This is a genomic window from Amnibacterium endophyticum, assembly GCF_042680685.1.
Classification (GTDB): Bacteria; Actinomycetota; Actinomycetes; order Actinomycetales; family Microbacteriaceae; genus Amnibacterium; species Amnibacterium endophyticum.
In genome coordinates, this window is the sequence record NZ_JBHUEA010000016.1 from 63,546 (window position 1) to 89,105 (window position 25,560).

At 67.0% G+C, this 25,560-nt stretch carries 23 protein-coding genes; 10 read left to right on the forward strand and 13 right to left on the reverse strand.

Annotated elements, in window-relative coordinates; translation table 11 throughout:
• The first annotated feature begins 76 nt into the window (after positions 1 to 76).
• The 3 genes from ACFSBI_RS11160 (at position 77) to ACFSBI_RS11170 (ending at position 2,443) form a co-directional block, all read left to right on the forward strand.
• On the forward strand, positions 77 to 520 hold the full coding sequence (locus ACFSBI_RS11160) for a hypothetical protein (RefSeq protein WP_377934917.1): 444 nt from the start codon (positions 77 to 79) through the stop codon (positions 518 to 520).
• 54 nt (positions 521 to 574) lie between these two features.
• A complete protein-coding gene (locus ACFSBI_RS11165) occupies positions 575 to 1,273 on the forward strand; it encodes an SDR family NAD(P)-dependent oxidoreductase (protein WP_377934918.1) in 699 nt (232 codons plus the stop codon).
• Between the two features lie 102 nt (positions 1,274 to 1,375).
• A complete protein-coding gene (locus tag ACFSBI_RS11170; protein WP_377934919.1) occupies positions 1,376 to 2,443 on the forward strand; it encodes a threonine aldolase family protein in 1,068 nt (355 codons plus the stop codon).
• On the opposite strand, the gene ACFSBI_RS11175 is transcribed toward ACFSBI_RS11170, so the two are convergent.
• Positions 2,444 to 3,580, reverse strand: coding sequence for a hypothetical protein (locus ACFSBI_RS11175; protein ID WP_377934921.1), 1,137 nt, complete (start codon positions 3,578 to 3,580; stop codon positions 2,444 to 2,446).
• Positions 3,581 to 3,720: 140 nt separating this feature from the next.
• Positions 3,721 to 3,912, reverse strand: a complete 192-nt coding sequence (locus tag ACFSBI_RS11180; protein ID WP_377934923.1) for a hypothetical protein — start codon at positions 3,910 to 3,912, stop codon at positions 3,721 to 3,723.
• Between the two features lie 129 nt (positions 3,913 to 4,041).
• Between ACFSBI_RS11180 and ACFSBI_RS11185 the strand changes: the two genes are divergently transcribed.
• Complete coding sequence (locus ACFSBI_RS11185; protein ID WP_377934925.1) at positions 4,042 to 4,593, forward strand: NYN domain-containing protein; 552 nt, start codon at positions 4,042 to 4,044, stop codon at positions 4,591 to 4,593.
• A 95-nt stretch (positions 4,594 to 4,688) separates the two neighbouring features.
• Here ACFSBI_RS11185 and ACFSBI_RS11190 read toward each other — a convergent pair whose 3' ends face one another.
• The 9 genes from ACFSBI_RS11190 to ACFSBI_RS11230 form a co-directional block, all read right to left on the reverse strand.
• Positions 4,689 to 5,183 carry a hypothetical protein gene (locus tag ACFSBI_RS11190; RefSeq protein WP_377934927.1) on the reverse strand — a complete coding sequence of 165 codons (495 nt, stop codon included), beginning with the start codon at positions 5,181 to 5,183 and terminating at the stop codon, positions 4,689 to 4,691.
• A 350-nt stretch (positions 5,184 to 5,533) separates the two neighbouring features.
• On the reverse strand, positions 5,534 to 8,614 hold the full coding sequence (locus ACFSBI_RS11195) for a type III restriction-modification system endonuclease (protein ID WP_377934929.1): 3,081 nt from the start codon (positions 8,612 to 8,614) through the stop codon (positions 5,534 to 5,536).
• 4 nt (positions 8,615 to 8,618) lie between these two features.
• Entirely contained in the window at positions 8,619 to 10,592 is a 1,974-nt protein-coding gene (locus ACFSBI_RS11200; RefSeq protein ID WP_377934931.1) for a site-specific DNA-methyltransferase, read from the reverse strand.
• 8 nt (positions 10,593 to 10,600) lie between these two features.
• On the reverse strand, positions 10,601 to 11,275 hold the full coding sequence (locus tag ACFSBI_RS11205) for a DUF4391 domain-containing protein (protein ID WP_377934932.1): 675 nt from the start codon (positions 11,273 to 11,275) through the stop codon (positions 10,601 to 10,603).
• Positions 11,268 to 14,540 (reverse strand): helicase-related protein, encoded by a 3,273-nt coding sequence (locus ACFSBI_RS11210; RefSeq protein ID WP_377934934.1) that lies wholly within the window; start codon positions 14,538 to 14,540, stop codon positions 11,268 to 11,270. The genes ACFSBI_RS11205 and ACFSBI_RS11210 overlap by 8 nt, the downstream gene beginning before the upstream one ends.
• 149 nt (positions 14,541 to 14,689) lie before the next feature.
• Complete coding sequence (locus ACFSBI_RS11215; protein ID WP_377934936.1) at positions 14,690 to 16,576, reverse strand: GmrSD restriction endonuclease domain-containing protein; 1,887 nt, start codon at positions 16,574 to 16,576, stop codon at positions 14,690 to 14,692.
• Between the two features lie 195 nt (positions 16,577 to 16,771).
• Complete coding sequence (locus ACFSBI_RS11220; RefSeq protein WP_377934938.1) at positions 16,772 to 17,167, reverse strand: ABC transporter permease; 396 nt, start codon at positions 17,165 to 17,167, stop codon at positions 16,772 to 16,774.
• A gap of 93 nt (positions 17,168 to 17,260) precedes the next feature.
• Positions 17,261 to 18,301, reverse strand: coding sequence for a hypothetical protein (locus ACFSBI_RS11225; protein ID WP_377934940.1), 1,041 nt, complete (start codon positions 18,299 to 18,301; stop codon positions 17,261 to 17,263).
• Between the two features lie 204 nt (positions 18,302 to 18,505).
• Positions 18,506 to 18,994, reverse strand: a complete 489-nt coding sequence (locus ACFSBI_RS11230; protein ID WP_377934942.1) for an NINE protein — start codon at positions 18,992 to 18,994, stop codon at positions 18,506 to 18,508.
• 420 nt (positions 18,995 to 19,414) lie between these two features.
• On the opposite strand from ACFSBI_RS11230, the gene cynS reads away from it, so the two are divergent.
• The 4 genes from cynS (at position 19,415) to ACFSBI_RS11250 (ending at position 21,727) form a co-directional block, all read left to right on the forward strand.
• Positions 19,415 to 19,906 (forward strand): cyanase, encoded by a 492-nt coding sequence (gene cynS / locus ACFSBI_RS11235; protein ID WP_377934944.1) that lies wholly within the window; start codon positions 19,415 to 19,417, stop codon positions 19,904 to 19,906.
• An 87-nt stretch (positions 19,907 to 19,993) separates the two neighbouring features.
• On the forward strand, positions 19,994 to 20,932 hold the full coding sequence (locus ACFSBI_RS11240; protein WP_377934946.1) for a glycoside hydrolase family 43 protein: 939 nt from the start codon (positions 19,994 to 19,996) through the stop codon (positions 20,930 to 20,932).
• Between the two features lie 157 nt (positions 20,933 to 21,089).
• Positions 21,090 to 21,359 (forward strand): hypothetical protein, encoded by a 270-nt coding sequence (locus ACFSBI_RS11245; RefSeq protein ID WP_377934948.1) that lies wholly within the window; start codon positions 21,090 to 21,092, stop codon positions 21,357 to 21,359.
• Between the two features lie 62 nt (positions 21,360 to 21,421).
• Positions 21,422 to 21,727, forward strand: coding sequence for a hypothetical protein (locus ACFSBI_RS11250; protein WP_377934950.1), 306 nt, complete (start codon positions 21,422 to 21,424; stop codon positions 21,725 to 21,727).
• A gap of 30 nt (positions 21,728 to 21,757) precedes the next feature.
• Here the strand turns inward: ACFSBI_RS11250 and ACFSBI_RS11255 are convergent, their stop codons facing one another.
• Positions 21,758 to 22,399, reverse strand: a complete 642-nt coding sequence (locus tag ACFSBI_RS11255) for a response regulator transcription factor (protein WP_377934952.1) — start codon at positions 22,397 to 22,399, stop codon at positions 21,758 to 21,760.
• On the reverse strand, positions 22,396 to 23,526 hold the full coding sequence (locus tag ACFSBI_RS11260) for a sensor histidine kinase (protein WP_377934954.1): 1,131 nt from the start codon (positions 23,524 to 23,526) through the stop codon (positions 22,396 to 22,398). Before ACFSBI_RS11260 ends, ACFSBI_RS11255 begins: the two co-directional genes overlap by 4 nt.
• A gap of 137 nt (positions 23,527 to 23,663) precedes the next feature.
• Between ACFSBI_RS11260 and ACFSBI_RS11265 the strand changes: the two genes are divergently transcribed.
• A complete protein-coding gene (locus ACFSBI_RS11265; RefSeq protein WP_377934956.1) occupies positions 23,664 to 24,608 on the forward strand; it encodes a hypothetical protein in 945 nt (314 codons plus the stop codon).
• A gap of 449 nt (positions 24,609 to 25,057) precedes the next feature.
• The coding region (locus tag ACFSBI_RS11270; RefSeq protein WP_377934958.1) for a hypothetical protein at positions 25,058 to 25,560 on the forward strand (503 nt) is incomplete at its 3' end.

Here is a 25,560-nt window from a genome sequence, read left to right on the forward strand (position 1 = left end):
CCGATCGCTCCCCCGCTGGTCGAGCCTGTCGCGACCACCGACCGGAAGCACCCGCGCTTCCGCGTACCGTCGCAGGGTGAGCACCCTGCAGGAGGTCGGCGACCGGGACGGCTGGCGCTGCTGGCTCTGCGACGAGCCGGTGGACCCGGACATGAGCGTGAACGACCCGCGCGGCCCCAGCGTCGACGCCGTCACGAGCGCGAAGCCGAAGAAGGGCGCCGCGGTCCCCGAGCGGCTCGCGCACCGCGCCTGCAACACCCGGAAGGGCGCGGTGAAGGCGGTCGTGCCGTGGTCGCCCGACCTGTTCGTCCTCGACCCGGCGCCGATCGTGGAGACCGTGGAGCGGCTGTCCCGCAAGGGCGGCCGCGAGGTCGTGGCCCGCTGCCCGAGCCGCGACGACGCGGAGCGCGCCGGCGACTGGCTGGTCGACCGCCTGTCCCGCTTCGCCCCGGACCTCCCCGTGCGCACCGAGATCAAGCCGGGCGGCGGTCAGCACCTCCTGGTGCTCACGACCGCCTGAGCGGACGCTCTCTCGCTCAGGGACCGTCCCGTCGTGGAGGACGACCCTGTCGGCATGACCGATGCACCTCAGCTGACCGCGCTCGTCCTCGGCGCCAGCCGTTCGATCGGACTCGCGATCGTCGAGCAGCTGGCGGACCGCGGCTGGCAGGTGGTCGGCACCGCGCGCCACGGCTCCGGCTCCGACCTCCACGCCGCCGCCGACCGCTCCTCGGGCCGGATCGAGGTGGAGCGGGCGGACCTCACCGAGCAGCAGAGCCTCCTCGACCTCCGGAGCCGCGTCGACGGCCGCACGATCGACCTGCTGTGGATCAACGGCGCGATCCCGAGCACCGATGCCCCGGGGCTCGACGCGACGGTGGAGGAGTTCACGCAGGTGATGCTGACGAACGCGCTCGGCCCGATGCACGCGATCGCCGCGCTGCAGGACCTCGTCCCACCGAGCGGCACGATCGCGGTCATGAGCTCGACGCAGGGCAGCATCACGCTCAACACCCGCGGCGGCTACGACGTCTACCGCGCGAGCAAGTCGGCGCTGAACCAGCTGATGCGCAGCCACGCCGCCCGTGCCGCGGACGACCCGAGGACGCTGCTACTGATGAACCCGGGCCACGTCCGCACGGGCCTCGGCGGCCCCGGCGCACAACTGACGATCGAGGAGGTCGTGCCGGTGCTCGTGGACACCGTCCTCGCCCAGGAGGGCCACGGCGGCCTGCGCTTCCTGCAGCGCACGGGCGAGGAGATCCCCTGGTGACCTGATCGTTCCTCGCAACCGCCCGCTCGGTCCCCCATCCGATGGTCGAGGTGCGGAGCGAAGCGGAGCCTCGAGACCACCGGCCACCCGCAGACTGACCTGATGCCAGACGACCTCCTCGCCCTCCGCGACGCCTGCGACCGCCACCTCGTCGGCCACGGTCCGGTCCGCGCCGCCGACCTGCTGGCGACGATCCCGCCGGACACCGAGGTCGACGTCTACGGCGCCGGCGGCGTCGTCGAAGCGCTGGAGGCGGAGGTCGCCTGCCTGCTCGGCAAGCCCGCCGCCGTGTTCCTGCCGAGCGGGATCATGGCGCAGCAGGCGGCGCTGCGCGTCCACGCGGACCGCACCGGTCGGCGCACCGTCCTGTTCCACCCGACCTGCCACCTCGCGATCCACGAGGACGGCGCGCTGGAGCGCGTCCAGGGCCTCCTCGGCCGCCCCGTCGGCGACCCGAACCGCCTGATCGCGCTCGAGGACCTGCAGGCCGTCGCCGAGCCGCCCGCCGCCCTGCTGCTCGAGCTGCCGCAGCGCGAGTTGGGCGGCCTGCTCCCCGACTGGGACGACGTGCTCGAGCAGGTCGCGTGGGCCCGCTCCCGCGGCGCCGCCGTGCACTGCGACGGCGCCCGGATCTGGGAGGCCGCGGCCGGCTACGGCCGCTCCCCCGCCGAGCTGGCCGCGCCCTTCGACAGCGTCTACGTCTCGTTCTACAAGGGCATCGGCGCGCTCGCGGGCTGCTGCCTGGCGGCCGAGGAGGACGTGGTCGCCGAGGTGCGGGAGTGGCGCCGGCGCCTCGGCGGCACCCTCTACGGCCTATGGCCGGCGGCCGCCTCCGCACTGAGCCTGCTGCCGCAGCGCCTGGCCCGCATGCCCGAGTACCTGGCGCACGCCCGCGCGATCGCCGCGGCGCTGGCCGAGGTCGACGGCGTCCGCGTGCTGCCGGACCCGCCGCAGGTGCCGATGATGCACGTGCTCCTCGAATCACCGCGCGAGCAGGTGGAGGCCGCGGTGCGCCGCATCGCGGAGACCCGTGGCGTCTTCACCTTCCGCGGCATCGGCACGACGCAGGACCCGGGCGTGCAGCGGGTGGAGCTGAGCGTGGGCGACGCGACCCTGCAGCTGACGTCCGAGGAGGTCGCGGACCTCTTCCGCGAGCTCGTCGGCGCCTGATCAGCGAGCGCCGTTTCGATCGAGATGTGGTCTGGGGTCCTCGAAGAGCTCCGGATACCGCTCGGCGGTGACGAACCCGAGGAGGTCGGTCTGGCGGAGCCGGTCTGCGAGGCCGAGCTCGTCGAAGTGCTGCTCGAGCCGTACCGCAAGATCGACCAGCTCCGGGCTCACGTCGTAGGGGTGCAGCGGATCCCAGATGCGCAGAAGGACGAGCCGCTCGGTGCGCGGCTCGCCGGCGGCGGACAGCCAGGCGGTACCGGTCCGCACGGTCACCGTCGTCGAGTCGTCGCCGATCCGCACCCGCTGGATCTCGTCGGGCGACCCCGGTGCCAGCAGGAGGGTCGCGAGCAGCCGCTTCTGCCCCTCCGGGTCGTCGACCACGAAGGCGACCTGCAGCGAGTCGCCTTCCGCCTCCTTGGGCCGAGGAGCGGCGAACGAGAAGTAGCGCAGGCGCTGCCGCACCAGACGGAGGACCGGAAGGGCGGCACCTTCCTGCAGTGCTCGGAGCTCGAGTCGGCGGCGTTCCTCCGCCGGTCGCCGCCAGCGGTCCAATGCCTCACGGGTGGCGTCCACCAAGCGGTGCGCGAGCACCGCTTCCTCGTCGGGTGATCGATATCGGGTCCCTGCTGCGAACACCATCGCGTCCGCCGGTCCCATGGTCTGCTCGATCAGCAGTGCGGGCGGCAGCAGGCCGTAATAGGTGAACGTGACCGCGTCCGACCTTCCGCTGTATCCGCCCTCGAAGCGGGCGACGACCTCGCCGTCGGCCGTCACCCTCACCTCGTCGCCGACGTCCTCGATCGAGAGCGAGCCGTCCGGGACGGGCATCCGCCACGGCGCGTCGGGATAGTCGTCGGACCGCCGTTGCAGCACCCACTGCGCAGCTCCCGCGAGGACCCAGACGAGATAGCGCTCCGCGTACTCGGCGGGCGCTCGCATCCGCTGACGAGCGGCCGCGCCGCGCTCCGAGCTCACGACCTCCCACTCGCCCGATCCCTCAGCGGGCCGCACTCCGTACCGCAGGTCGTCCGGTGGGGTCCAGAGCGCCTGGTCGATCTGCATCAGCTCGCCGGCGAACGACTCGATCCAGGCGCGGACGGTCGGACTGAAGGGGAAGGCCGGTTGCTGACGGTCCACCTGATCCACCTTTCCGCGTCGTGCGCCCTCCGCTGGGCGTCGTCAGCTCGCCGCGGGCCGACGAACTGGGTCTCGGCCTGCGCCACTCGAGGAGCGACGACGGCTCCGCCTCGATCGCAGGGCAACGCCCCTCCCGCCGCTCAGCTCTCGTCCTGCTCCTCGGGCTTCGGCGCGGCGTCGCGCCGCTGCTCGCGCTCGACGTATCCCGGCGGGTAGGCGTCCGGGTACTTCGAGCTCGTCCGCTCGACGGCGGCGCGACGCGCCTCCTCCGCCTGCCCAGCGAGCGCCTTCAGCGCACGCCGCAGCGGCCCTCCCGAGCCCCGTTCCGCCATGCGCTCAGTCTCGCACCGCAGGGCTGGGCCGCCCTCGCAGCGTGTCGGGCGGCGCCCGCGCTCGCACACCGGCGCCGGAGTCGGCGGCGCCCTCGGCGCTCGTGCGCCCCGACCCGGCAGACTGCAGCGATGCCGGACCGGACGTACGTGCTCATCGACGGGGAGAACCTCGACACGACGCTGGGCGTCTCGATCCTGCGCCACTCGCCGAAGTCGGGCGAGCGGCCGCGGTGGGAGCGGGTGCTCGACTTCGCGCGCACCCTCGGCTCGGACGACGTCGTCGGCCTGTTCTTCATCAACTCGACCTCCGGCAACACGCCCTGGCCGTTCGTCGCGGCGATCCAGAACGCCGGCTTCCGCGCCGTGCTGCTCAGCGGCACCGGCAGCGAGAAGGTCGTCGACGTCGGCATCCAGCGCACCCTCGAGGCGCTGGTCAAGCGCGACGGCGACGTGCTGCTGGGCTCCCACGACCGCGACTTCCTGCCCCAGGTCGAGCAGCTGGTCGACACCGGCCACGGCGTGGCCATGCTCGGCTTCCCCGAGATGATGAGCGGCGTCTACGCCGAGCTCGGCGTCCCGATCTACGACCTCGAGTACGACGCCAAGGCCTTCAACCTGCGCCTGCCGCGCATCCGCGTGATCCCGCTCGCGGAGTTCGACCCCGAGGAGTTCCTCGACTGATCCGGCCTCCCGAATAGCTTCAAATATGAGCGCGGGCCGCTGCCGGCCTCGAGCTGCCAAGCGCGAAATTCCCGAACCGCCCCGAATCGGCAGGATCAGGCCGCGGGCCCCTTGGTTATCTCGGCCTTGCCGCCCAGAACAGTAACCGCTGCGGCGAGTGCGAGCACACCGGCACCCGCAACGACTGAAAGCCCCTTCAACAGCCAGGCCTTGTTCTCGCTGTCCTTCGAGTCGACCTGCTGAGACGCCGCGTTCAGCATCCGAAGAAGCTCGAAGCGTTCCTCGTTCGTCCAGTGATTCCTCAGTAGCTCCCGATCGAGCGCGTCCATGTAGCGCTCAACAGCCTTCGCCGCCTGCTTCTGACTCTTTCGGTTCTCAGCGAGAGCGCCGTCCCACCCCTGCTTGAGGGTTTCGACTCCTCCAGCTGCGAGGGCCTTGAAATCGGGGAACTGCCCGACAATGGCGACAGCAACGTCCTTGTCGATATCGGGCAGCGCCGATACAAAGGTCATAAACTTGTCCTTCGACAGGTTCCGCCAAGACCCGATCTCGAGTGCCTCTTTGACCTGCGTCTCGTTCTCGAACTGCATTACGATCCTCCCGCCGCCCGCATTGATGTCCGGGCCGCCTGTCGGATATTACGTTCTCAGGACGAGAAGGCGCGCGAACACAGCGCGTTTCGGCGCTCTCACACATGTGGTCACGCTACGCGGCGGCGGAGGTTGCTCGGACTGCGACTCCGCTGACCAGCACGCCGCTTGCGGTGAGGTCAACGCTCAGTCTCGTGTCTAGCTCAACCTTCAAGACTGCGTCGTGCCTCCGCCAATTCCATGGGCGGTGTGAACGAAATGCGCACGCGCGCGTGGCGCTGCGGGACGCGTTACTACACCGCGCCGCAGAAGCACGTGTCGTGTCGCGTCGACAGGCACGCTCAGCCCGACTAGGCCCCCACGAGTCCGAGAAGCGCGTCGTAGTTGTTCACCACGTCGTACCTGACTCCTGCGCTCTCGGCTCTGCTGTTGAGCGAGGCGAAGAACTTGCGGGCGCACTCAATTTTGGCGTCTTCGATCCCCTTCAACTGCAGGGTCGACATCGAGCCCTTCGTTTCTGCCACGAAGTAGACGTGCTTGATGTGCGTGCGGTCGTCGCGGAAGGCGATTGCCCAATCGGGGTTGTAGTCACCCACGGGGGTCGGGATGAAGAACCCCCGCGGCAACTTGGAGTAGACGACGACCTCGTCGCTCACATCGAGCTGCTCCACAAACGAACGCTCAACCTTGGAATCGGTGACGACGTACTCGTACACGCTCTTTCTAAGCTTGTCCCCCGCCTTCGATAAGTCCTGCGCGGTCTGATTCTCGGTGAAGATCGACGAGTCGTAGCGACCGTCGAGCGGATCGTAGCTGAGGTGCTCGACGATGGCGGTGGCCTTCTGCTCGTTGATGAGGCGAGCGGATTCTGTGATGAACTGCTCAGGGTTCTGCTTGAACTTTGCGAACGTTCCAGGGTTGACGCGGGTAAGGATGGCCGCACACGTGCGGCGGGTGAGCTGAGTTTTCTCCGCGATCTCTCCAAGGAGGTCGTACGTAACGCTGGAACCCGCTGAGACGGCCGAATGCTCGACCTTGGTTTCGGACACCTTGAATCCGGTGCCGGCCTCGAGCTGCTCGACTTCGAGGCCGACGACCTGCCTGCCGCTCTCGACGAGGTACTGCATGACCGTAACGTCAAGGGACTTATCGAGCACCTTGATACAGTTGGCGATCAACTCGGCTGAGTCGAAATCGACCTGGTAGACGGCCTTATGATTGATGCGGCCCCACAACTCTTGGAACTCACGCTTGTTGAAGTTGGCCTCGTTGAACGGGATCTTCTTCGGCCTGCGCCCGTCAGTCGGCTTGGGAAGTTCGAGGTACAGAGCGTCGACAAGCGGCCATAAGAAATCGATGACGGGCTTGAGCACATCCGCCGTAGGCGGAGCGAGTGCGCCGTCGGCGCGGGCATCCTTGTACGACTGGGTAACGATGTAGTCGTCGTCGATGTAGTTGTTGCGGATGAGGTAGTTGTGCAGCGCCTCGGCGACCGACTTCTCGAGCACGCTGGTGGATCCGTCCACGGTCGTGAACTGCTTGCCGGCGAAGTAGTCGACGGTCGCCTTTCGCGGACGTGCCGAGAGCGACTCCACGATCTCCTTCTGCAGCGCGGTAACAAAGTGCGTGTACGACTCATCTGTCACGACGGTCAACTCGTTGATGTCGTGCACAGTGACGGGGTTGTCCATACGCTCGCCGTGCTGGTCGACCGACAACCGCAGCCCGCGGCCAATCTCCTGCCTCCTTGTCGTTGTGTTGTCACTCTTCTTTAGCATGCCCATAACGAAGACGTTCGGATTATCCCAACCCTCGCGGAGCGCCGAGTGCGACCATATGAATCGCACCGGCTCCTCAAACGAGAGCAAACGTTCCTTGTCTTTAAGGATCAGGTCGTAGGCGTCGATATCATCGGATTGGCCCGCGAAGTCACCGCGCGCGGCGATTTTGCCGTCGACCGAGTGCCCGGTCTTCTTGTCGATCGAAAAGTAACCCTCATGCGTCGAACGGATAGGGATCGCTTCGACATGGGTGCGGTAGCGCTGCGCGGCCTCGTCGAGGTCCAGCTGCCCAAGGTAGTCGGCCAAGACCGCAGCGTATTCCTCCTCGAACACCCTGGCGTATTCACCGAGGGTGTCTTCACGGCGGTAGTCGCGATACTTGGCGACCTCGTCAATGAAAAACAGTGACAGCGTCTTTATACCTTGCGCGAACAGCTCGCGCTCTTTGTCCAGGTGGGCGCGAATGACCTCGCGGATCTGGATACGACGCTTCTGATCCTCGGCCACATCCTCGGTGACCTCGCCCGCGCCGATGATGTCGCCGTTGCTCAGCTCGATGATGTCTCGGTTAGCGTCGACGTTCCGGATGAAGAGACCCCTGTAGGCCTCGATGCCGCCGGAGATGTCATACAGGTTGACCCGTTGGCCGAGGCGTCTTATCTGCCGTTTGATGCCCTGGGCGGTCTGCACCTCCAACTCCACCCGCGCCTTGGGGAAGGCTGCACCCTTACCCACCTCGAGACCGTCGACGTAGAGGTAGGCGGTGCTGCCGGCCAGGTGCTTGACCGTGATGCCTCGCACTGCGATCTTCTTCACCAACTTCTGGTTGTACGCATCGACGGCGTCGAGGCGGTGCACCCTGGTGCGCCCGATCCTGTGGGTCGCCGAGTAGCGCAGCGCAAATAGGGCGTTGAACAGGCCGAGCGCCTCCAAGGACTTCGAGGGCTTCTTCGCGTCGCCCTCGATCTTCTGCGGTTCGTCGATAATCAGGATCGGCCGGTTCGCCGCAATCACGTCAATCGGCTTGCGCGACTGGAAGTCGTCGAGCACCTCGTAAATTCGGCGGGCGTCTTTGCCAGTGGCGTTGAACGCCTGGATGTTAATGATCATCACCTGCACGCCAGCATCAGACGAAAACCGTTCCACCTCGTGCAACCGGGACGAGTTGTAGACGAACGTTCGGGGCTTGGTGCCGTAGAGCTGCTGAAAGTGCTCCGCGGTGATGTCAAACGACTTACTCACGCCCTCGCGGATCGCGATCGACGGCACGACCACGATGTACTTCGACCATCCATACCGCTTGTGTAGTTCCATAATCGTCTTGATGTACACGTAGGTTTTGCCGGTGCCAGTCTCCATTTCGACATCAAGGTTGATCGGCGCGGCCGACTTCTTCACCGGGTCCTTCAAGTCCTTCGACAGCGTCAATCCCCGCGCCTGCTGAACGCGGTGTACGTTTTCAAGAAGCTGAGGCTGCGTGAGCGCTATGTCCGTATTGCGCAGTCCCAGATCCTCGACCAGCGTCAGCGCATCCCTACCAGGGTCGACGCGGTACTTCACCCCGTCGGCATACGGCTGACCGGCAAATACGTTAACCACTGCATCGACTGCCTCGGTCTGGTACTCCTGGACCTTGAATTGAAGCCTCATTGAATCAGACCACCCGGAGTTCTGTCTCGGGAGACCCTTCGCGGAAGACCTGCTCTGCATTTATACGCGCAGCGTCGCTGGCAAAGCCCGAGTCTTTGAACACTGCGCGCAGCGGGCGTCTCCCCGCAATCGCGCGCACAACTTCCTCGGTCACCCCGTCGGCGAAACAAGCGATCAACGCTTCGTCGCTTACAGAGAATACAGTCTGACCGGCGACCTCTTCAACAGCAATCGTTTCCGTTAGATCTAGTCCCCAGTCGATGAGCAGCTGGAATAGGAGGTCCTCTGCCGTCCGGTCCGATCTGACGTTGTCCGCGAATAGCGGGAGTTGGTGCTGCGCTAAAGAATCCGCGGACTCGAACACGCTCGCGAAGTTGGTTGTGTCTATCCGTAGCGTCCGGAAGCCAACGTCGAGGGACTGCTTGCTTGAGCCGCTGCTCTCGAGAGCCTTCCGTCCGGCTCTTCGGAGCCGCTCCTTGCAGAGCTCTGCGATCGTAGTGAAACCGGCCTTAGCCGCCTCCGTGTCAGGCTCGGGTCGCTCGCCGACCTGAACGAGTATGAATCGTCGGCTTCCGCCATCCTGGGCGTTGAGCTGCATCAGCGCATCACCGGTCGTTCCCGAGCCCGCGAAGAAGTCAAGAACGACCGCTTCCCTGGCTTCGCGGCATGCAGCGGCCAGCAACTTGGCAATTAGCTTGGTTGGCTTCGGGAAGGACATGAGATTTTGCAAGTCGAACAACGCGTGCAATTCATCGAATGCGTCCTCATTCGTACCCCAGCCGTCCGAGGTGAGATCATCGCGGAGTACGAAGCGCGCTCCGGTTCCGGTCTCACCACGCATCGTCAGAAGATCTTTCAGCACCTTGCGGCGAGGCTCTGTAACGATTCGCCGAAAATATAGATCCTGAGTTACATAGAGGCTATTGTCGTGCGCGAACTGGTCCAGGAGCGACTGACTGTAAATCCAGTTGCTCTCAACCACGACGTCGTCTGCAAGTCGCCCTTCGCGGATTTGCAGGTCGGACTTGAGGACTATCTCCTGATTGCCGGATGTAAGCCTCGTGCCAGCCGGTACAAAGTGGTCTAACTCGCGAAATCGTGATGAAATACCACGTCGGATTATTCGCACTCCACGCGAGTTGGTCGTCTTGATGACGGGATACGTCTCGGTGTCACGAGCGATTTCACCCGTGAATCCCGCGAATTTGTCCCGGTCGCGGGCGAAGCAAAGGATGTACTCTTTAACATTGGACACGGCACCTGACAGGAACGCGCCCTTTTTCTTCTTTTCCCAGACAAGCTGTCCAACGAAATTGCCTCGCCCGAAGACTTCTTGTGCCAGGACGCGCAGGTTGGCCACCTCGCTGTCACCGATACTAATAAGGATGACACCTGCGGGCGCCAGTAGATTGCGCGCAAGTTTCAGCCGGGGGTACATCATACTAAGCCAATCTGAATGGAACCGGCCGTTAGTCTCGGGATTCGCAACAAGACGTGCACCTTCGTCGTTAATCTGGCGCGACACATCCAGGTAATCTGCTGCACTCTGGGTGAAATCGTCTTCGTAGATAAAGTCGCTCCCAGTGTTATACGGAGGGTCGATGTAGATAAAATCTACCTTGCCCAGGTAGGACTCCTGTAGAAGCTTCAGAGCCTCTAGGTTGTCGCCCTCAATAAAGAGGTTCTTCGTTGTGTCGAAGTCGACCGATTCTTCACGGACGGGCCGCACGGTCTTCGCGATCGGCACATTGGCAGCGAATGCCGCTGCACGCTTGCCGGGCCAGTCAAGTTGGTATCTTTCTCGAGGCCCGTCAACAATGTGATTGGAGAGCTCTTGTCGCAGCGCGTCGAAGTCGATCACGCGCGATAGCTTGCCGTCGGTGTCCGCCGTCTCAGTCACAACAGTCGGGAAGAGCTCGGCGATCTTCTCAATGTTGCGCTCGGTCAAATTCGCCGACTCTATTCTGAGCTTCTCCATGATGATCCTTAGATACTGGTCCTGGGGTGGGTCAATTCCCTCAGCACGACTTCGCGTTCCCTGAGCTGCTTCCGCAGTTCAATCTTGCGGTTGAGTTGTGGTTCGGCGCGTAGCTTCTTCTCCAGGGCGGCGACCTCGCGCTGCAGCTTCCGGGCGCGGTCCAGCCTGCCCGTCGCCTCGAGCACGGTCTCGCCGACACGCGTTGGAGCCGGTAGGAGTGACGCCAAGAGCACCTCGTACAGGTTCGGAAGGTGCAGAGCCGTTGGAAGAGGGCGGCGAGGCGCATCAGCGGGTTGCCAGCCGGTGGTGAAGTAGGTCGCGACACGGGGCGTCTTGCCGTCCAGCGTCTTCTGCGCTGCGACCATGCGGACGCGATCACTGCCGGCGACCTCGAAGATGATCGGGAAGTGCACGGTTTTGTCGATGGCGAGGAGCACTTCGTCGGAGATGTCCGCGCCCTTGGCCTCGATCGTGAAGACCTGGATCTCGGGCACCCTGGCGGTGCCAGAAAGTCGGATGGTGTCGTCGGCGAGCTTGTACGCCCAGGTGATGCGCTGGATGTCGTCAACGAACTTGCCGCGCACCGCAGTGGGAACGTTGCCGTGGTCGTAGAACTTGGTCTTGGGTACGGCACGGCCGAGTGCGGCGTTCGCGGGCCAGCGGTAGAGGACAGGTTCAGGCACCGGCGGGCTCCTCGACAATGGCGAGGAAGGCGATCAGCTCGAAGTCGTCGAGCCCCGCAATGGTCTGAACGAGCGCTGAGGTGCGGCCCGGGCTGAAGAGGCTGTCGACGTCGCGCTCCTCGTTGACGTCGATCATCGAGCGGATCGCGTCGGTCAGCAGGCGGCTGTACTTGACCATGTCGGCGCCATCGCGGGTCGCTGCGTTGAAGACACGGCACACCTCCCACGCCGGTTCGTCGCGATTGCGGCATCCAGCGCGGATGATGTCGAGCAGGTGCTTGACCTCGGTGTGATCGGCGATGACCTGGCCCTCGTCGTCGAGATACACGAGGTAGTGCGGGTGCAGCCGGTTACCGCGGTTGAGGTGCTCGTCGGCGTCGACGTTCCGCAGGACGAAGAGCGCGCCGGGCTTCAGGCCCTTGCTCCGCTGGGCGGGTACGACGGCGTGAAGACCCCGTGGAGTGCCGGCAAGGGCGCCGAACTCCTTCATGTAGCCGAGGAGGTCCATGCGGAAGTCGTTGAGACCCAGATCGGTTATTGATACACCGGTGCGAACGTCCTCGAGCTCGATCACCTCGTCCTGAAGCTTGCGAAGCTGCTCCTTGCGGAACGCAGCGTCACCGGCTTCCGGGTCGAGGATATTGTCATCTCCGGTCCCACCTAGGTTGGCAGCGACCATGCGGTTCTCGACCCGCTCTTTGAGATTGATGTACTCGTCGAGCGAGATGTCCGGCCAGAAGTTCACGAGCTGGATTCGCTCGTTCGTGGAGCCGATGCGGTCGATGCGCCCGAAGCGCTGGATGATCCTGACGGGGTTCCAGTGGATGTCGTAGTTGACGAGGAAGTCGCAATCCTGGAGGTTTTGTCCCTCGCTGATGCAGTCGGTCCCGATCAACACGTCGATCTCCGACGACTCCTTCGGCATCACGAGATGCCGCTGTTTCGACCGGGGCGAGAACAGGGTCAGCGTCTGCTGGAAGCCGTAGCCCTTCCCAATCGTGGTGGAGGGGTTGCCCTGACCGGTCACGAGCGCGGTGTCGTAGCCCTGCTCGGAGAGCGCCGGCGCGAGGTTCCTGTAGAGGTAGTCCGCGGTGTCCGCGAACGCGGAGAAGATCAACACCTTACGGTTGCCCGGATTCAGTGGCGCGTCGAACTTGCTCGAGACCAGGTCCTGCAGTGCGCGGAGCTTCGAGTCGTGCTCAGGCGTGATGCCGCTGATGGCCTTGAGGAGCTGCTCGATGACCTTGCCGTCGTTAACGAGGTCGCGGTTCCACGACTCGACGTCCATGTCGGCGAGGTCGATCTGCACCTTCCGGCCGACCGTTCCACTCGTCGGGAAATCGAAGTCGTCATCATCGGCGTCGACGTCCGCGAACGCGGAAGCGACGTCGGCGATGTTCGCCGCATGATCGTCGACTGCCTCGATCGCTTCGGCGACCGTGTACTCGAGCCTCGTCAGCGTGAGCCGGAACGCCTCGACACTGGACTCCAACCGCTTCAGCAGGTTGACGGTCATCAGCTTCCGCAGGCCTTGCTCGCGTCCGGCCGTGTCCATGTTTGCCGTCTGACCGCCGACGTAGTTCTGGCCAGAGCTGGAGCCGTAGAGCGCCTCGTACTTCTCACGTCGGCTCGGAAACACGTACGTCAGCGGCGTGTAGACCGCGAGCGTGAGCAGCTGGAGCTGCTCGAAGATCTCGTTGAAGGTCGGTGCATCGGAAGTGTCGGTCAACGGCGGCCGCAGCGATCGGGGCTTCAGCCGCTTCGGAAACGCCCCCACCTCGGCCGTGTCATAGAACGCCTGGATATGCTTCCGCGAGCGAGCGATCGTGACGGCGTCGAGCAGCTCGAAGAAGTCGAAGTCGAGCTTCGCGAGGATCGCGTCAGCCGTGCGGTGCTCGGTCGGCAGCTCAGACCACTCGTTGAATGTCCGCTGCGCTTGACGAAAGACCTCCTCGACCGAGGTCTGGATGTTCAGCTTCGCCGCGAGATGCTCCGACTCCCCCTCGTACGCGAGCGCAAGCTGGTTGCGCAGATCGTTGAAGCGGTTGTTGACCGGCGTCGCGGAGAGCATCAACACCTTTGTCTTCACGCCCTCGCGGATAACCGTGCGCATCAAGCGTTGGTATCGCGTCTCGCGCTCCTGCATGAGATCCGCATTGCGGAAGTTGTGCGACTCGTCGATCACGACCAGGTCGTAGTTGCCCCAGTTGATCAGGTCGAGCCTCTTGCCGAGCGACTCGCCTCGATCACGAGACAGATCGGTGTGCGCGAGCACGTCGTAGTTGAAGCGGTCCGTGGCGAAGACGTTCGTGGTGTAGTTCGAGTTGTAGTTCGTCCAGTTATCGGCGAGCTTCTTCGGCGCGAGCACGAGTATGGACTTATTGCGCAGCTCATAGTACTTGATCACCGCCAATGCCGTGAAGGTCTTGCCTAGACCCACACTGTCGGCGAGGATGCAGCCGTTGTACGTCTCCAGCTTGTTGATGATGCCGGTGGCCGCATCCCGTTGGAAGTTGTAGAGGGACTTCCAAACCTCAGTGTCCTGATACCCGGTGAGGTCGTTCGGCAGCACGTCCTCACTAATGTCGTCGAGGAACTCGCCGAAGAGGTTGTAGAGAATCAGAAAGTAGACCCGTTGGGGCGAGTTCTCTGCGTACACGGAGGCGATGCGCTCGCGCACCGCCTCCGTGACGTCGTCGAGCTGCTCGGAGTTGTGCCAGATCTGGTCAAAGAGCTGGACGTACTGTCGTGCCGACGGAGCGTCGTCGACCTTGTGCACCATGTTCGACAGTGCCGGGCCGCGCTCGTACCCCAGGTCCGCTGTCGTGAAGCCCTGGAGTGGCGCGTATGCGGCGGCGTCATCGACGACGGCGAATGACTGCATCGGCGCCCCGGTGTGATTTGCGCGAAAAGTCACTTTCTGTCGCACCCACTCGGCGCACTCCCTTGCGATCGCCCGCTGAGTCAGCTTGTTGCGCAGGCGGATCTCAAACTCCGTCCCGTAGAGCGCTGCATCTCTGCTCCTGTCGTGCGGGATGAAGAATTGCCGCTTCTCCGGTGCGGCCTTGCCGGTCGCCTTCGTTGTGGTGAACGACGGTGCGGTGAAGATAAACTCAAGCTCCTTGATCGACTGCAGCTCCTCCTTGAGCGCCTCGAAGGCGAAGATCGAGAACGTGCTCGCTGCGATGCGCAGCTTCGAGCCCGGTTTGATCGACGACTTCAGGTCGTCGCCCAAGAGCTCGTTGAGGTTGTCGATTATTCGCATTTAATCTCCCACCGCAACGCTTCGGCGCTTGTCGCGCCGTCTAAGTGGGTAGGTCTCCATCGCGTAGTATTCGAAACGTAGCGAGGTAACGATAGGCACTCTGACCCCAGAAATGGTCGGAGCGAGAGGATCAGGCTCTAACTGGAAGCTCATGCGGCCTCCGCTTCCTCCTCGCCTATGGACTCGACGTCGACGCCTTCTTCGCTCGCTTCGCCCTGGTACACCGCTCGACCGGTCTTGTGCTCGATTAACGAGATGAGCGCGCGCTGACGCGCTGCCATGAACGCAGCGAAGTCATCAGCGCGAAGTAGATCGGGATCGATGAGGTGAGACTCCAGGTGCGCATCAAGCACTGATGAAGCGACCCCCGGAGTGTCCACTCCGCCCGACTCCAGCCGGCTGAGGTACGACGAAGGGGCAACGCCACCGATGATGCGGTTCGTCCGAGCCGACAGCGGCGTCTTGTTGATGATCGAGTCGTAGACGGATCGAGCAATGCCGTGATCCTCGCACCACTTTTGCGGGAACACGTGGTGGATGTCGACGTTCTCGTCAAAGAACACTGCGTCGCCGAACTGCTGACCTGTCCGGAAATCTCGCGCGCCCGCTCCCATGAGAAGCGCGTTGACGCCCTTGTAGGCCGCGGACAGCCTCATCCTCATCGTCAAGAGACGATCAGCACGGAAGGTCGCGTCCGTCACCGTAGTCGGCACCGGGCCTCCCCGAACCCAGGCCGGTACCTCCACAGCGTCCCGCGCGATCCGGGTCTCGGTGGTCGAGCCGTAGAGCTCGCCGAAGACACCGTTCCAGTACCACTGTTCGATCTTCGCCCTGGTGGCCTGCGGCTCCCACTCGTCGCCGAGAATCGCGAACATGACCGCGAGCGGAACGAGCTGCGACTGGTACGGCAGGTCGTAAACGCGGAAGATGCGCTGCGTGTGGAGGAATCTTGCGACGGTGAGGAAGGCCACCTCGACCCGCTCCTGGTAGCGCTTGTACGCGGTTAGAGGGAGGCCGAGTATTGCTGCGCGGGTAGCGGTAACCTGCGGAAGATCGCTCCCGGCGGCTCCCGCCGCACGAGCGGCCTCGCGGCGTTCGACGCTGTCGAGCAGGGCGACTGCTTGGAGGAAGTCGGTGTTGCCGACGCCGGCGAGGATCCCCTTCGATGCACCTGGAGCCCTATAGGCCTGAGCGAGGCGCTGCTCTCGGCCTGGCTGCGAGCCGTCGCCATACCAGTCCTTCCGAAGCTCGTGTCCATCAGCGGCGTACATCGCGGTGATGAGCTCGAAAGCGTCGAGAGGCTTCCCGCCGGTGTTCACCTTCTCGAATACGATGCAGACAGCTTCTTTCGACGTGTCCTTCGCGAGCGCAATGACGGGCACCTGATAGGACATGAAGTTCGCGATGATCTCTTTCCGAAAGCGTCTCTGGACCTCCTTCAGGGCCTGCCGATCGTCCCGTTCGAAGAGGTAGTCGTTGAACTCGTCCAGCCAGTCCTCCGCGCGGAACAACTCAGACACCGGGAACATCAGGTTCTCGAACTCGAGCTCACGTGTGCTGACGTCGAGGTCGACTTTGCGGTTGAAGTCGCTCTTCAACTTCCTGTCCTCGGGCAGTCCGACCACAGCGCTCTCACGGTCCGTCTCGAGATCGAGCGCCTTCTGCATATCGATGTAGAACCACCGCTGCACGCGTTTCTTCTTCGCAGTCACGGTCTCGACGACATGACCTCGGTATGCGACCTGGTAGAGCGACGTTAGACGCTGCTGGCCGTCTAGGACGAGCGCAGAGGCGTCGCGTTCCGGAGTAGGTGCTCCCTCAATCGGGCGAGGTTTGAACTCCACCTCCCCGCCGACCTGCAGAGTCATGACTGCCCCGATCGGGAATGCGCGCGAGACGGACGCGATCAGGGACTTGATCCGGTCTTCATCCCAGACCCAGCTGCGCTGGAAGTCGGGTAGCTGGATCGTGCCGTTGTGGCACTCCTTCAGCAGCTCGCCCAGAGCGATCGGGTTGGTGGTGAATGCAGCGGGCAACTCTGCTCCTGACTTCGTGTGGTGCAGCTCAATTGGGAGGTCGGAGGGCAATGAAGGCAGCGCTCACCGCTCGAAGGATCCGATGTGCTGGGCGCAACTGTCAGCCTACGGACGCGCCGGCACAATGGTCTGACCCGCCGGCAGGGTGTCACCCAATGAGAGGTGTAGTGCTGGAGTGGCACGGCGTCGGCACCATCACTCGAACCGCAGCGCATCCACGACCTGCAGCCGAGCCGCGGTCCGTGCGGGCACGACCCCGAACACCACCCCGACGAACACGCTGAACAGCACTGCCAGGAGCACCGTCACCGGCGAGATCGTCAGCGCCCACCCCGCGATTGCCGCCACGAGCGCGGACAGACCGATACCGACCGCGATCCCGATCAGCCCGCCTGCGACCGACAGGACGACCGCCTCCACGAGGAACTGCGTCAGGATTTGGCCACGCCTCGCGCCGATCGCGCGACGGACACCGATCTCCCGCGTACGCTCGCGCACCGACACGAGCATGATGTTCATGATCCCGATCCCGCCGACCAGCACGCTGATCGAGGCGATGCCGCCCAGCAGCAGCAACAGCAGGCTCTGCACCGTGCGCCGGAAGGGTCTCAGCTCGCCAGCGCCGGATCGCGATCCGCTCGCGTCTCGAAGTGCTCGGCCACGATGGCCTCCTGGCGACGCGCTTCAGTAGCGCCCTCCGCCGAGCAGGCGGGCTGCTGCACGGAGCTCCGCGGGCGTGCAGTAGCCGCCGTAGCCGAGGTAGCCGTTCGGTTCGACGGCCAGTGCGCCGCAGTCCGCCGCGTGCTCGATGGCGGGCGCTCCGTTGCTTCCCGCGGTGAAGATGACTGCTGCTGCTGCCGTCATCTGTGCGTTGCCCTCGCGCGAGCTGCGGTAGTTCAGCCATTGCAGCTCGTGCGAGCACTCATGAACGGCGAGCGCTCGTTGGCTGGCGGGGGTCAGGTTCGCACTCACTCCCACGCTCGAGTCGACGAGGATCAGTGACGCGCCCGTGGAGTACTCGCCGGCCTCGCGACCGTTGAGGGCCGTCATGTGGACCGCGGTGGTCGGGCAGTACGGCGCGGCGTAGGCGTAGATCGTCGCGGCCATGCCCGTGTAGAAGCCCTGGTTCTCGTAGACGACGGAGACCGGTGCCGATACCGAATCGCCCGACGCCAATCGGTACTGCACGGATTCCTTGGCGGCTGAGGTGGAGTACGGAGGCGTGACCACCGAGAGTGTGGAGCCCTCGACGACCGACGTCGTGACGCCTGTCGGCGACCAAGCGCCACTCGCGATCCGGCGCTCGAGACGGACCGCGAACCTCGGTCGGGTCATGCTGCTCCGCACGGAGTAGCCCGCGCCGATTCGAACCGATCCACCGTTCCCGACCACGGCATCGCTCCTGCCACCGGCGGTCGAGGGCGCCGAGAGTTGCACCTGAGTGACCTGCGCCCGCGGTTGGAGAGCCGGCAGATCGAGGATTCTGGCCGGCGACGTCGGTCCGGAGGCGGCCATCACGGCCATCATCGCCAAGGTGCCGATTACTCCGGTGCCCATGCCGGCAACTGCGAGGACGAGCACTCCCAGGTTCGGGACGACTCGGTTGCGGCGCAGTGCTCGCAGTCCGACCAGCACGGCGATCGCACCGACGGACGACAGCACGTACCCGTGCGCGCCGCTCTGCGCTGACAGCAGCGGTGTGACGCCACCCAGGATCGCCGCCATGCCGAGGACGAGCGAGAGGAGAGCTAGGGACAGCGCTCCGCGCGCACGGCGTACCGGGCGTCGTATGGCGCTGGCACTCGCTGCCCACTGCCCCGCGGAGCCCCTCCGCTGAGCGTCGACGTATCGACTTAAGGCCGCGTCGTTCACCCGGAGCCGGGCAGCGGGCTCCTCAGGTGCCCAATCGCGAGGCCCAGCCACGAGACCTCAGGAACGGTGGCCGACCGCGCTGAGCGCGCTGGTGCGGACGTACGACGGAATCAGGCAGAGATCGACGATCAGCCAGATGCCGACGGCGGCGAGCAGGAAGAGTCCGACGAGGAAACCGGCCGTGAGCACTCCGAGGAACCAGAGCACCAGCATGCCGACACCGGCGCCGATGCGGCCGAGATAGAAGTTGTGAATGCCGAGCCCGCCGACGAACAACGCGAGCAGATAGGCGACCGCGACGCTCTTCTGCCCCTGGGAGACGGTCGGCGCTTCGACGAGTGGCTTGCGCCATTCCTCCCAGCCTGTGCCGCTCCAGTACCGGAGCACTCCGGGCTTACCCGGCTCGACGTACCAGCCCGGCGCGGGTTGCGCCATCGGCGTCGCGATCGGAGCCGAGTTGATTCGAGCGATCGAAGACGGCGTCGGCGACGACGGGTCGGCGAACTCCGACTCCGGGTTCGCACCATTCGGTGTGGAGAACGACATCGAATTCCTTCCGGGACCGCTGCACAGTAGTTGTCAAGGATCGAGACTCGACATCCCCCAATCAGGCGCCCCGCGAACCATTCGTTCTGTCGTTCTCCGCGCGCTCACCCCTTGCCCGGACCATCGCAAAACACTCCTCCACGCCTCTCCGCCCGTCGACCCGCGGATCCGAGTGGTCGGCCGCCGATCGGCGTCCCCGCCTCCCGTGCGCGGCACTCCTCCGACAGGCCTCCTGCACGCGCGGCTCGCGGGTCGTGTGCCGCGTCGCCCGGCGCCGTAGGGCTCCCCACCGCGAGCTTCGCTGCACGATCCGCCCGTCCGGCGGGCAGCCGTCGTTTCCACAGCGATCGTCGGTCCTCCCTCACCCCGCATCGAGGCGGTCGAAATCGCGCCGAAACCGGAGTCTCGTACCGTCGCCTCATGTCGATCACTGACGAACCCGCGATCCTCGCCACCGTCGCGCCCCTCATGACGAAGCAGGATGCAGCCCAGCTGGTGCTCGCGCAGAAGGCGCGGCTCGGGCTCACGTGGGCGGCCATCGCGGACGCGCTGGAGCAGTCGGTCGCCTGGGTGACCGCCGCGCTGCTCGGGCAGCACCCGATGCCCGAGGACGTGGCGATGCGGGCCGCGGAGCTGCTCGAGCTGAGCGAGGAGGCGGCGGTCGCCTTCGCGCAGCAGCCCTCCCGCGGCGCCCTCGACACCGCGGTCCCGACCGACCCGACCATGTACCGCTTCTACGAGGTGCTGCAGGTCTACGGGCCCACCATCAAGGCACTGATCCACGAGGAGTTCGGCGACGGGATCATGTCCGCCATCAACTTCAAGCTCGACATCGCCCGGCGCGCCGACCCCGGCGGCGACCGCGTCGTCGTGACCCTCGACGGGAAGTTCCTGCCCTACCAGTGGGGCTGAGCGGCGAGGTCGGTCTTCACGGCTCTTCGCTGGTGCGCCTGGTGATCGAGCCCGGCCGTCCCGCTCAGGAGCGAGCATCCTGAAGCCGTGCACTCCCCCGCCGGCCACCTCCTCGTCCACTTCGTCGAGGACCCGGAGGGACACGGCGAGCAGGTCTTCTTCTCGCTGAGCGACGGCGCGGACCCGACGCGGTGGACGTGGGCCAACGGCGGCCGGCCGATGCTCGAGTCGCGGATCGGCACGACCGGCGCACGCGACCCGTTCCTCGTCCGGGGCGGGGACGGCTTCGTGCTGCTCGCCACCGACCTCCGCGTCTGGGGCGCGGGCCCGCACCGCTGGGACGAGTGGACGCGCACCGGCAGCCGCTCCCTCCTCGTCTGGCGCTCCCCCGACCTCGTGTCCTGGTCGGCGCCCGAGCTCGTCCGGGTCGCGCCGCCGACCGCCGGCATGGCGTGGGCGCCCGAGGCGCGGTGGTCGGCGGCGGAGGGCGAGTACCGGGTGTCGTGGTCCTCCGCGCTCTACGCCGAGGACGACCCCGAGCACCGCGGCACCGGGTACAGCCGCATCCTCGAGGCGCGGACCCGCGACTTCCGCACGTTCACGGAGCCGGTCGTCGTGCTCGACCGCGGGCGACCGGTCATCGACGCCCGCGTCTCCTCGATCGGCGGACGCCGCGTGCGGTTCGCGAAGGAGGAGCCCGGGCCCGGCTCGCTCGGCGTCTTCCAGGAGGTCGAGACCGACTCCGGCTGGATGCTGGTCGCCTCCCGCATCGGTGCCGATCGTCACGAGTACGTGGAGGGCGCGATGCTCGTCGAGGACCCGCTCCGCCACCGCTGGCTGCTCTGGCTCGACCAGTACGACCGGATGCCGCAGGGCTTCGTCGCCTACGCCTCCGACGACCCGCTCTCGGGCAGGTGGACACCGCTCGGCGACGACGAGTTCCAGGTGCCGCCGAACACGAAGCACGGGTCGGTGCTGCCGCTCGCTCCCGAGGAGTGGGAGCGGGTGCGGGCTGCATTCGGCTGAGAGGCCCGCGCTCGCGGAGGGAGCCCTGGACGCTGTCGGAGGGCAGTGCGACGCTGCGAATGGTTCACGGAAGCACTCGTCCGGTCCGGGTCCATCGCCCAGCGGCGGGCGCTGCCCATCGCGACCGGCGCAGGCGACTCTGCGAGAGGAGGAGGCGATGACCACGATCGTGGACGTCGCACACCAGCAGGCCCTCGACCTGCTCGACCTGCCGACCGTCGTCCCGTGCGAGGCCGAGGACGACTGCGAAGAGCGGGCGGAGTGGCTCGGCGTCTGCCCGTCCTGCGCGAACGGCATCGCGTACTGCCGCCACCACTTTGAGGCGTGGCCGCGGATCGTCGTCGCCTGGCGCACCGTCACGCACGACGACGACGCCTGCGGCGCGGAGATCCGGTCCGAGGACATCCGGTGGGTGCCGCTGCCCTGAGGGTCGACCGAGCACCTCGACTCGCTGTGAGCGCGTCCACCTCCTCGGCGTTCACTTCGCGCATGGATGCGACCGGGTGGTGGGACGTGGAGGTGCCGACGCCGCTGGGGCGCCTGCACTTCGACGTCCGCATCCGCGAGGACGGTCGGGTCAGCGCGAGCTACCGCGGACGCCCGATACCCGTGCCGGCGATGCGGACGGAACCGGAGGGCGACGGGGTGCGGGCCACCTGGACGCAGCGCCTTACCGTGCCGGTGCGCGTCGAGGTGCACGTCGACGCGCTCATCGTCGGCGACCGGTTGACCGGGACCGCGGACGCGGGCCGGTGGATGCCGCCCGTACGTCTCGAGGGACGCCGCGTCGGCTGACCGACGCGGCACGACCGGCCCGCGCGGCGGTCAGGGCTGCGCGTCGAGGGCGAGGAGCACGGCGGCGATCCGGTCCCGCGCCTCCAGCTTCTGCAGGATGGCGGACACGTGCGTCTTCACGGTCCGCTCCCCCATCCGCAGCCGCTCCCCGATCTCGGCGTTGTTCGCGCCGCCGCTCATCAGGTCGAGCACCTCGCGCTCACGCGGGGTGAGGCGCTCGAGCAGGCCGCGGGCGGGAGCCGCCTCTGACCGTCGGCGTGCGCGGGCGAGCACCCGGGGCAGCACCCGCGGGTCGACCCACGCCGCACCGGCGGCGACCGCGCGGACGGCCTGGATCAACGACTCCGCGGGGCTGTCCTTCAGCACGAACCCCTGCATGCCGGCGTCCAGCGCCGACCAGAGCACCTCGTCGTCATCGAAGGTGGTCAGCGCGAGCACCGGCGGCGCGTCCGCGTCCTGCCGCAGCCGCCGCGCGGCCGCGGGCCCATCCGTCCCCGGCATGCGGACGTCCATCAGCACCGCATCAGGGCGGTGGCGACGCGCGGCGTGCACCGCCTCGGCGCCGTCCGCGCACTGCGCCACGACCTCGATGTCGCCCTCCGCCCCCAGCACGAGGGCGAGCCCGCTGCGCACCATCGCCTGGTCGTCGGCCAGGACCACGCGGGTCGTCACCCGGGCTCCCCCGCCGCGGCGAGCCCGACCGGCGCCGGCCGCCGCACCGGCAGGCGGCACGCGACCAGCCACCCGTCGCCGTCCGGGCCGCTGGTGAGCACGCCGTGCACGGCGGCGACCTGCTCCCGCAGCCCCCGCAGCCCGAACCCGCCCGCGCCACTCCGCACCCGTGACTCGGCCCGCCGGTTCCGCACCCGCACGAGCGCGCCGTCCTCCGTCACCGCGACCTCGACCGCGACCGGCTCGCCCGGCGGGGCGTAGCGCGCCGCGTTCGCGAGCGCCTCCTGCACCACGCGGTACAGCACGACCCGCGTCGCGAGCGGGAGCGCGGCCTGGTCCCCCGTGCTCCGCAGCTCGACCGGGAGGCCCGCGTCCCGGTAGGTGCCCGCCAGCGCGTCGAGGTCCAGGGACACGGGCTGCGGACCGTCGACGTCGCGCAGCAGGCCGACGACCCCGCGGATGCCGTCGAGGCTCTCCCGGCAGACCCGCTCCGCCTCCGCCAGCGCGCCCTCCGCAGCCGCCGGGTCGAGCCGGAGCACCCGGCGCGCACCGCCTACGTGCAGCACGACGACCGTCAGCGAGTGGGCGACCAGGTCGTGCACGTCGCGCGCGATGCGCTGCCGCTCGGCGTGCTGCTCCGCCTCGGCGAGCCGCGCATCCGCCTCCCGGAGCCGCGTGGCCAGGCGGGCGGCGCGGCGCTGCAGCGCGCCGACGAGCACGCCGAACAGGTCGCCGAAGGCGAAGTAGAGGGCGCCGTAGAGGTCCGGATGCGGCGAGAGCACGCAGAGGAACGGCACCGCGGCGACCCCGACTGCGACCGCGGCGACGCGGCGCGGGTCGTCGACCCGGGCGGCGTACCGGCTGGCCGCGCTGGTGGTCATGAAGACGACGACGCCGATCGTCACGAACGCCACCACCGGCACGATCGGCAGGACGGCTGCGCCGACGAAGAGCAGCGGCGGCAGGTCGCGGCCGACGAGCACGAGCACCCAGGGCACCAGCGCGAGACCGATCAGCGCGATCGCCCAGAGCGGCTTCGGCCCCTCGACGAGCGCGATCACCGCGGCCACGCCCGCGACCGCGGCGAGGATGCGGTCGGCGGTCCTCGCATCGATCGGGGTCTCCACGGGCTGCATCCTCCTCCGGCGCGGGAGCGCGGCACCAGGCTTCCGCACCGCCGGGCCCGGCGCCTCGGACCACGGGCGGAGGCGCCTCCGCCCCGAGGGACGATGTGCCGGCGGACGCCCGCGGACACGCTGAGCGCATGGCCGACCTGCTGCTCCGCCCGTCCCCCGCCCTCCGGCCGTCCTCCGGCGCGATCCCGGCCCGGACGGTCCTCACCGCGGGGCTCGTCGTCTCCCTCACCGCGCTCCTCGTGGCCCTGATCGGCCTCGCCGTCGACCCGCGCAGCATCGGCGGGGCGCCCGCATGGCTGAAGCCGATGAAGTTCGCGGTATCGGTGTCGCTCTACCTGCTGACGCTGCGCCTGCTGCTTCCCTCGCTCGATCGCTTCCGCCGCAGGCTCGGCACCGTCGCCGTCGTGCTGGTCTCGCTGCTCGCCGCGGAGCTCGTGCTGATCGACCTGCAGGTCGTCCGCGGCACGACCAGCCACTTCAACGAGCGCACCCCCTTCGACGCGGCGGTCTACTACGGCATGGGCGGCATGGTGTCCGTCGTCTTCCTCGCGACCGCCGTCGTCGCGGTCATGGCCCTCCGATCGCGCGGCACCGATCGCGGCGTCGCGGCGGGCGTGCGCTGGGGGCTGCTGCTCGCGCTGGTGGGGATGGCCGAGGCCGTGCTGATGACCGTGAACTTCGGTTGGCAAGAGGGCGGCGGGCACACCGTGGGAGCGGCCGACGGAGGACCGGGGATGCCGATCACGGACTGGAGCCTGCTGCACGGTGACCTGCGCATCGGGCACTTCCTCGGCCTGCACGCCCTGCAGGTGCTGCCGGTGCTCGCCGTCCTGCTGGCGCGGATCGGGCTTCCCGAGCAGATGCGGCGCCGCCTCGCCACCGTCGCCGGCGCCGGGTACCTGGGCGCGATCGCCCTCGTGACGTGGCAGGCGCTGCGGGGCGAGCCGCTCGTCGCGCCGAGTGCAGCGACCCTCATCGCCGCGGCGACGCTCCTCGCGGTGGTGCTGCTCGGCGTGGTGGGTGTGCTCGTCGCTGAGCGGCGACGTGAGCTGGGACTTCGAGCGACGCGCTGAGGCGGTCCGCCCTCAGCCGGGAGGAGCCTGCGAGCGGGACGGACCGTCGCGATCCACCGGTGTGATCCTGACCGACCGAGCACGAGGCCGAGCGACCGCGCATCCTGTCGGGAGGCGATGTCGGAGGCCCGCGACATACTGCACCTGCCCGTGCCGGGTGAGGAATGCATGTTCGCGAACGAGGTTGCGAGCGGAGCGCTGCGAATGCAGCGGCCGCGACGCGTCGACCAGGTACGGCGTCTGCGGGGACCCGCATGAGCGGGCCGGTGGCCGGCCCTGACGGGTCCGGGCCGGACGAGGAGCCGACGTCTGTCCCGTCGACAGGCGCAGCAAGTCGCGCGCCGTCGGACGACGAGATCACTGCTCCGTCGTCAGACGGCGTCAGGCCTCTGGACGAGATCGAGGAGCGTCAGGCGTTCTTCACCGACGCCTTGGCGGAGTCGGCGCGAGTGGCGCGGGCGGGTGAGGCGGCGCTGCTGCAGACGATGCTCGCGGGGTTCGAGGCGATGCTCGCCGAGGAGGAGGCCGAGGCCGGGCGGCGGCTGGGTGACGACGACGCCGCGGTGCGGGCGTTCCACCTGCACCAGGCCCGTGTGCTGTCCCTCTCCCTGTACGCCGTCCGTCGTCAGCTCGCCGCAGGGCGGACTTTGCAGGCTCGAGCACCTCGCACGTGGGAGGTGTTCACGGCCGGTGGCTGCTCGCTGCACGTCGCCGGCATCGTCGCGAACCAGGTGACGGGGGTCTCGGACGAGCACGCCGCGGTGCTGGATGCGACCGCGGCCGAGCTGGTGCAGCGGGAACGGCCGAGCCTGGTGGAGCGGCGGCTGACGAAGCTGCGCGAGCAGCTCGACGCCGATACCGCGATCGCCCGGCACCGCACCGCGTCCAACCGCCGCTGGGTCGGCGCCCGCCCCCGCCCTGACGGGCAGGCGACCCTGACGATCGAGTCCAC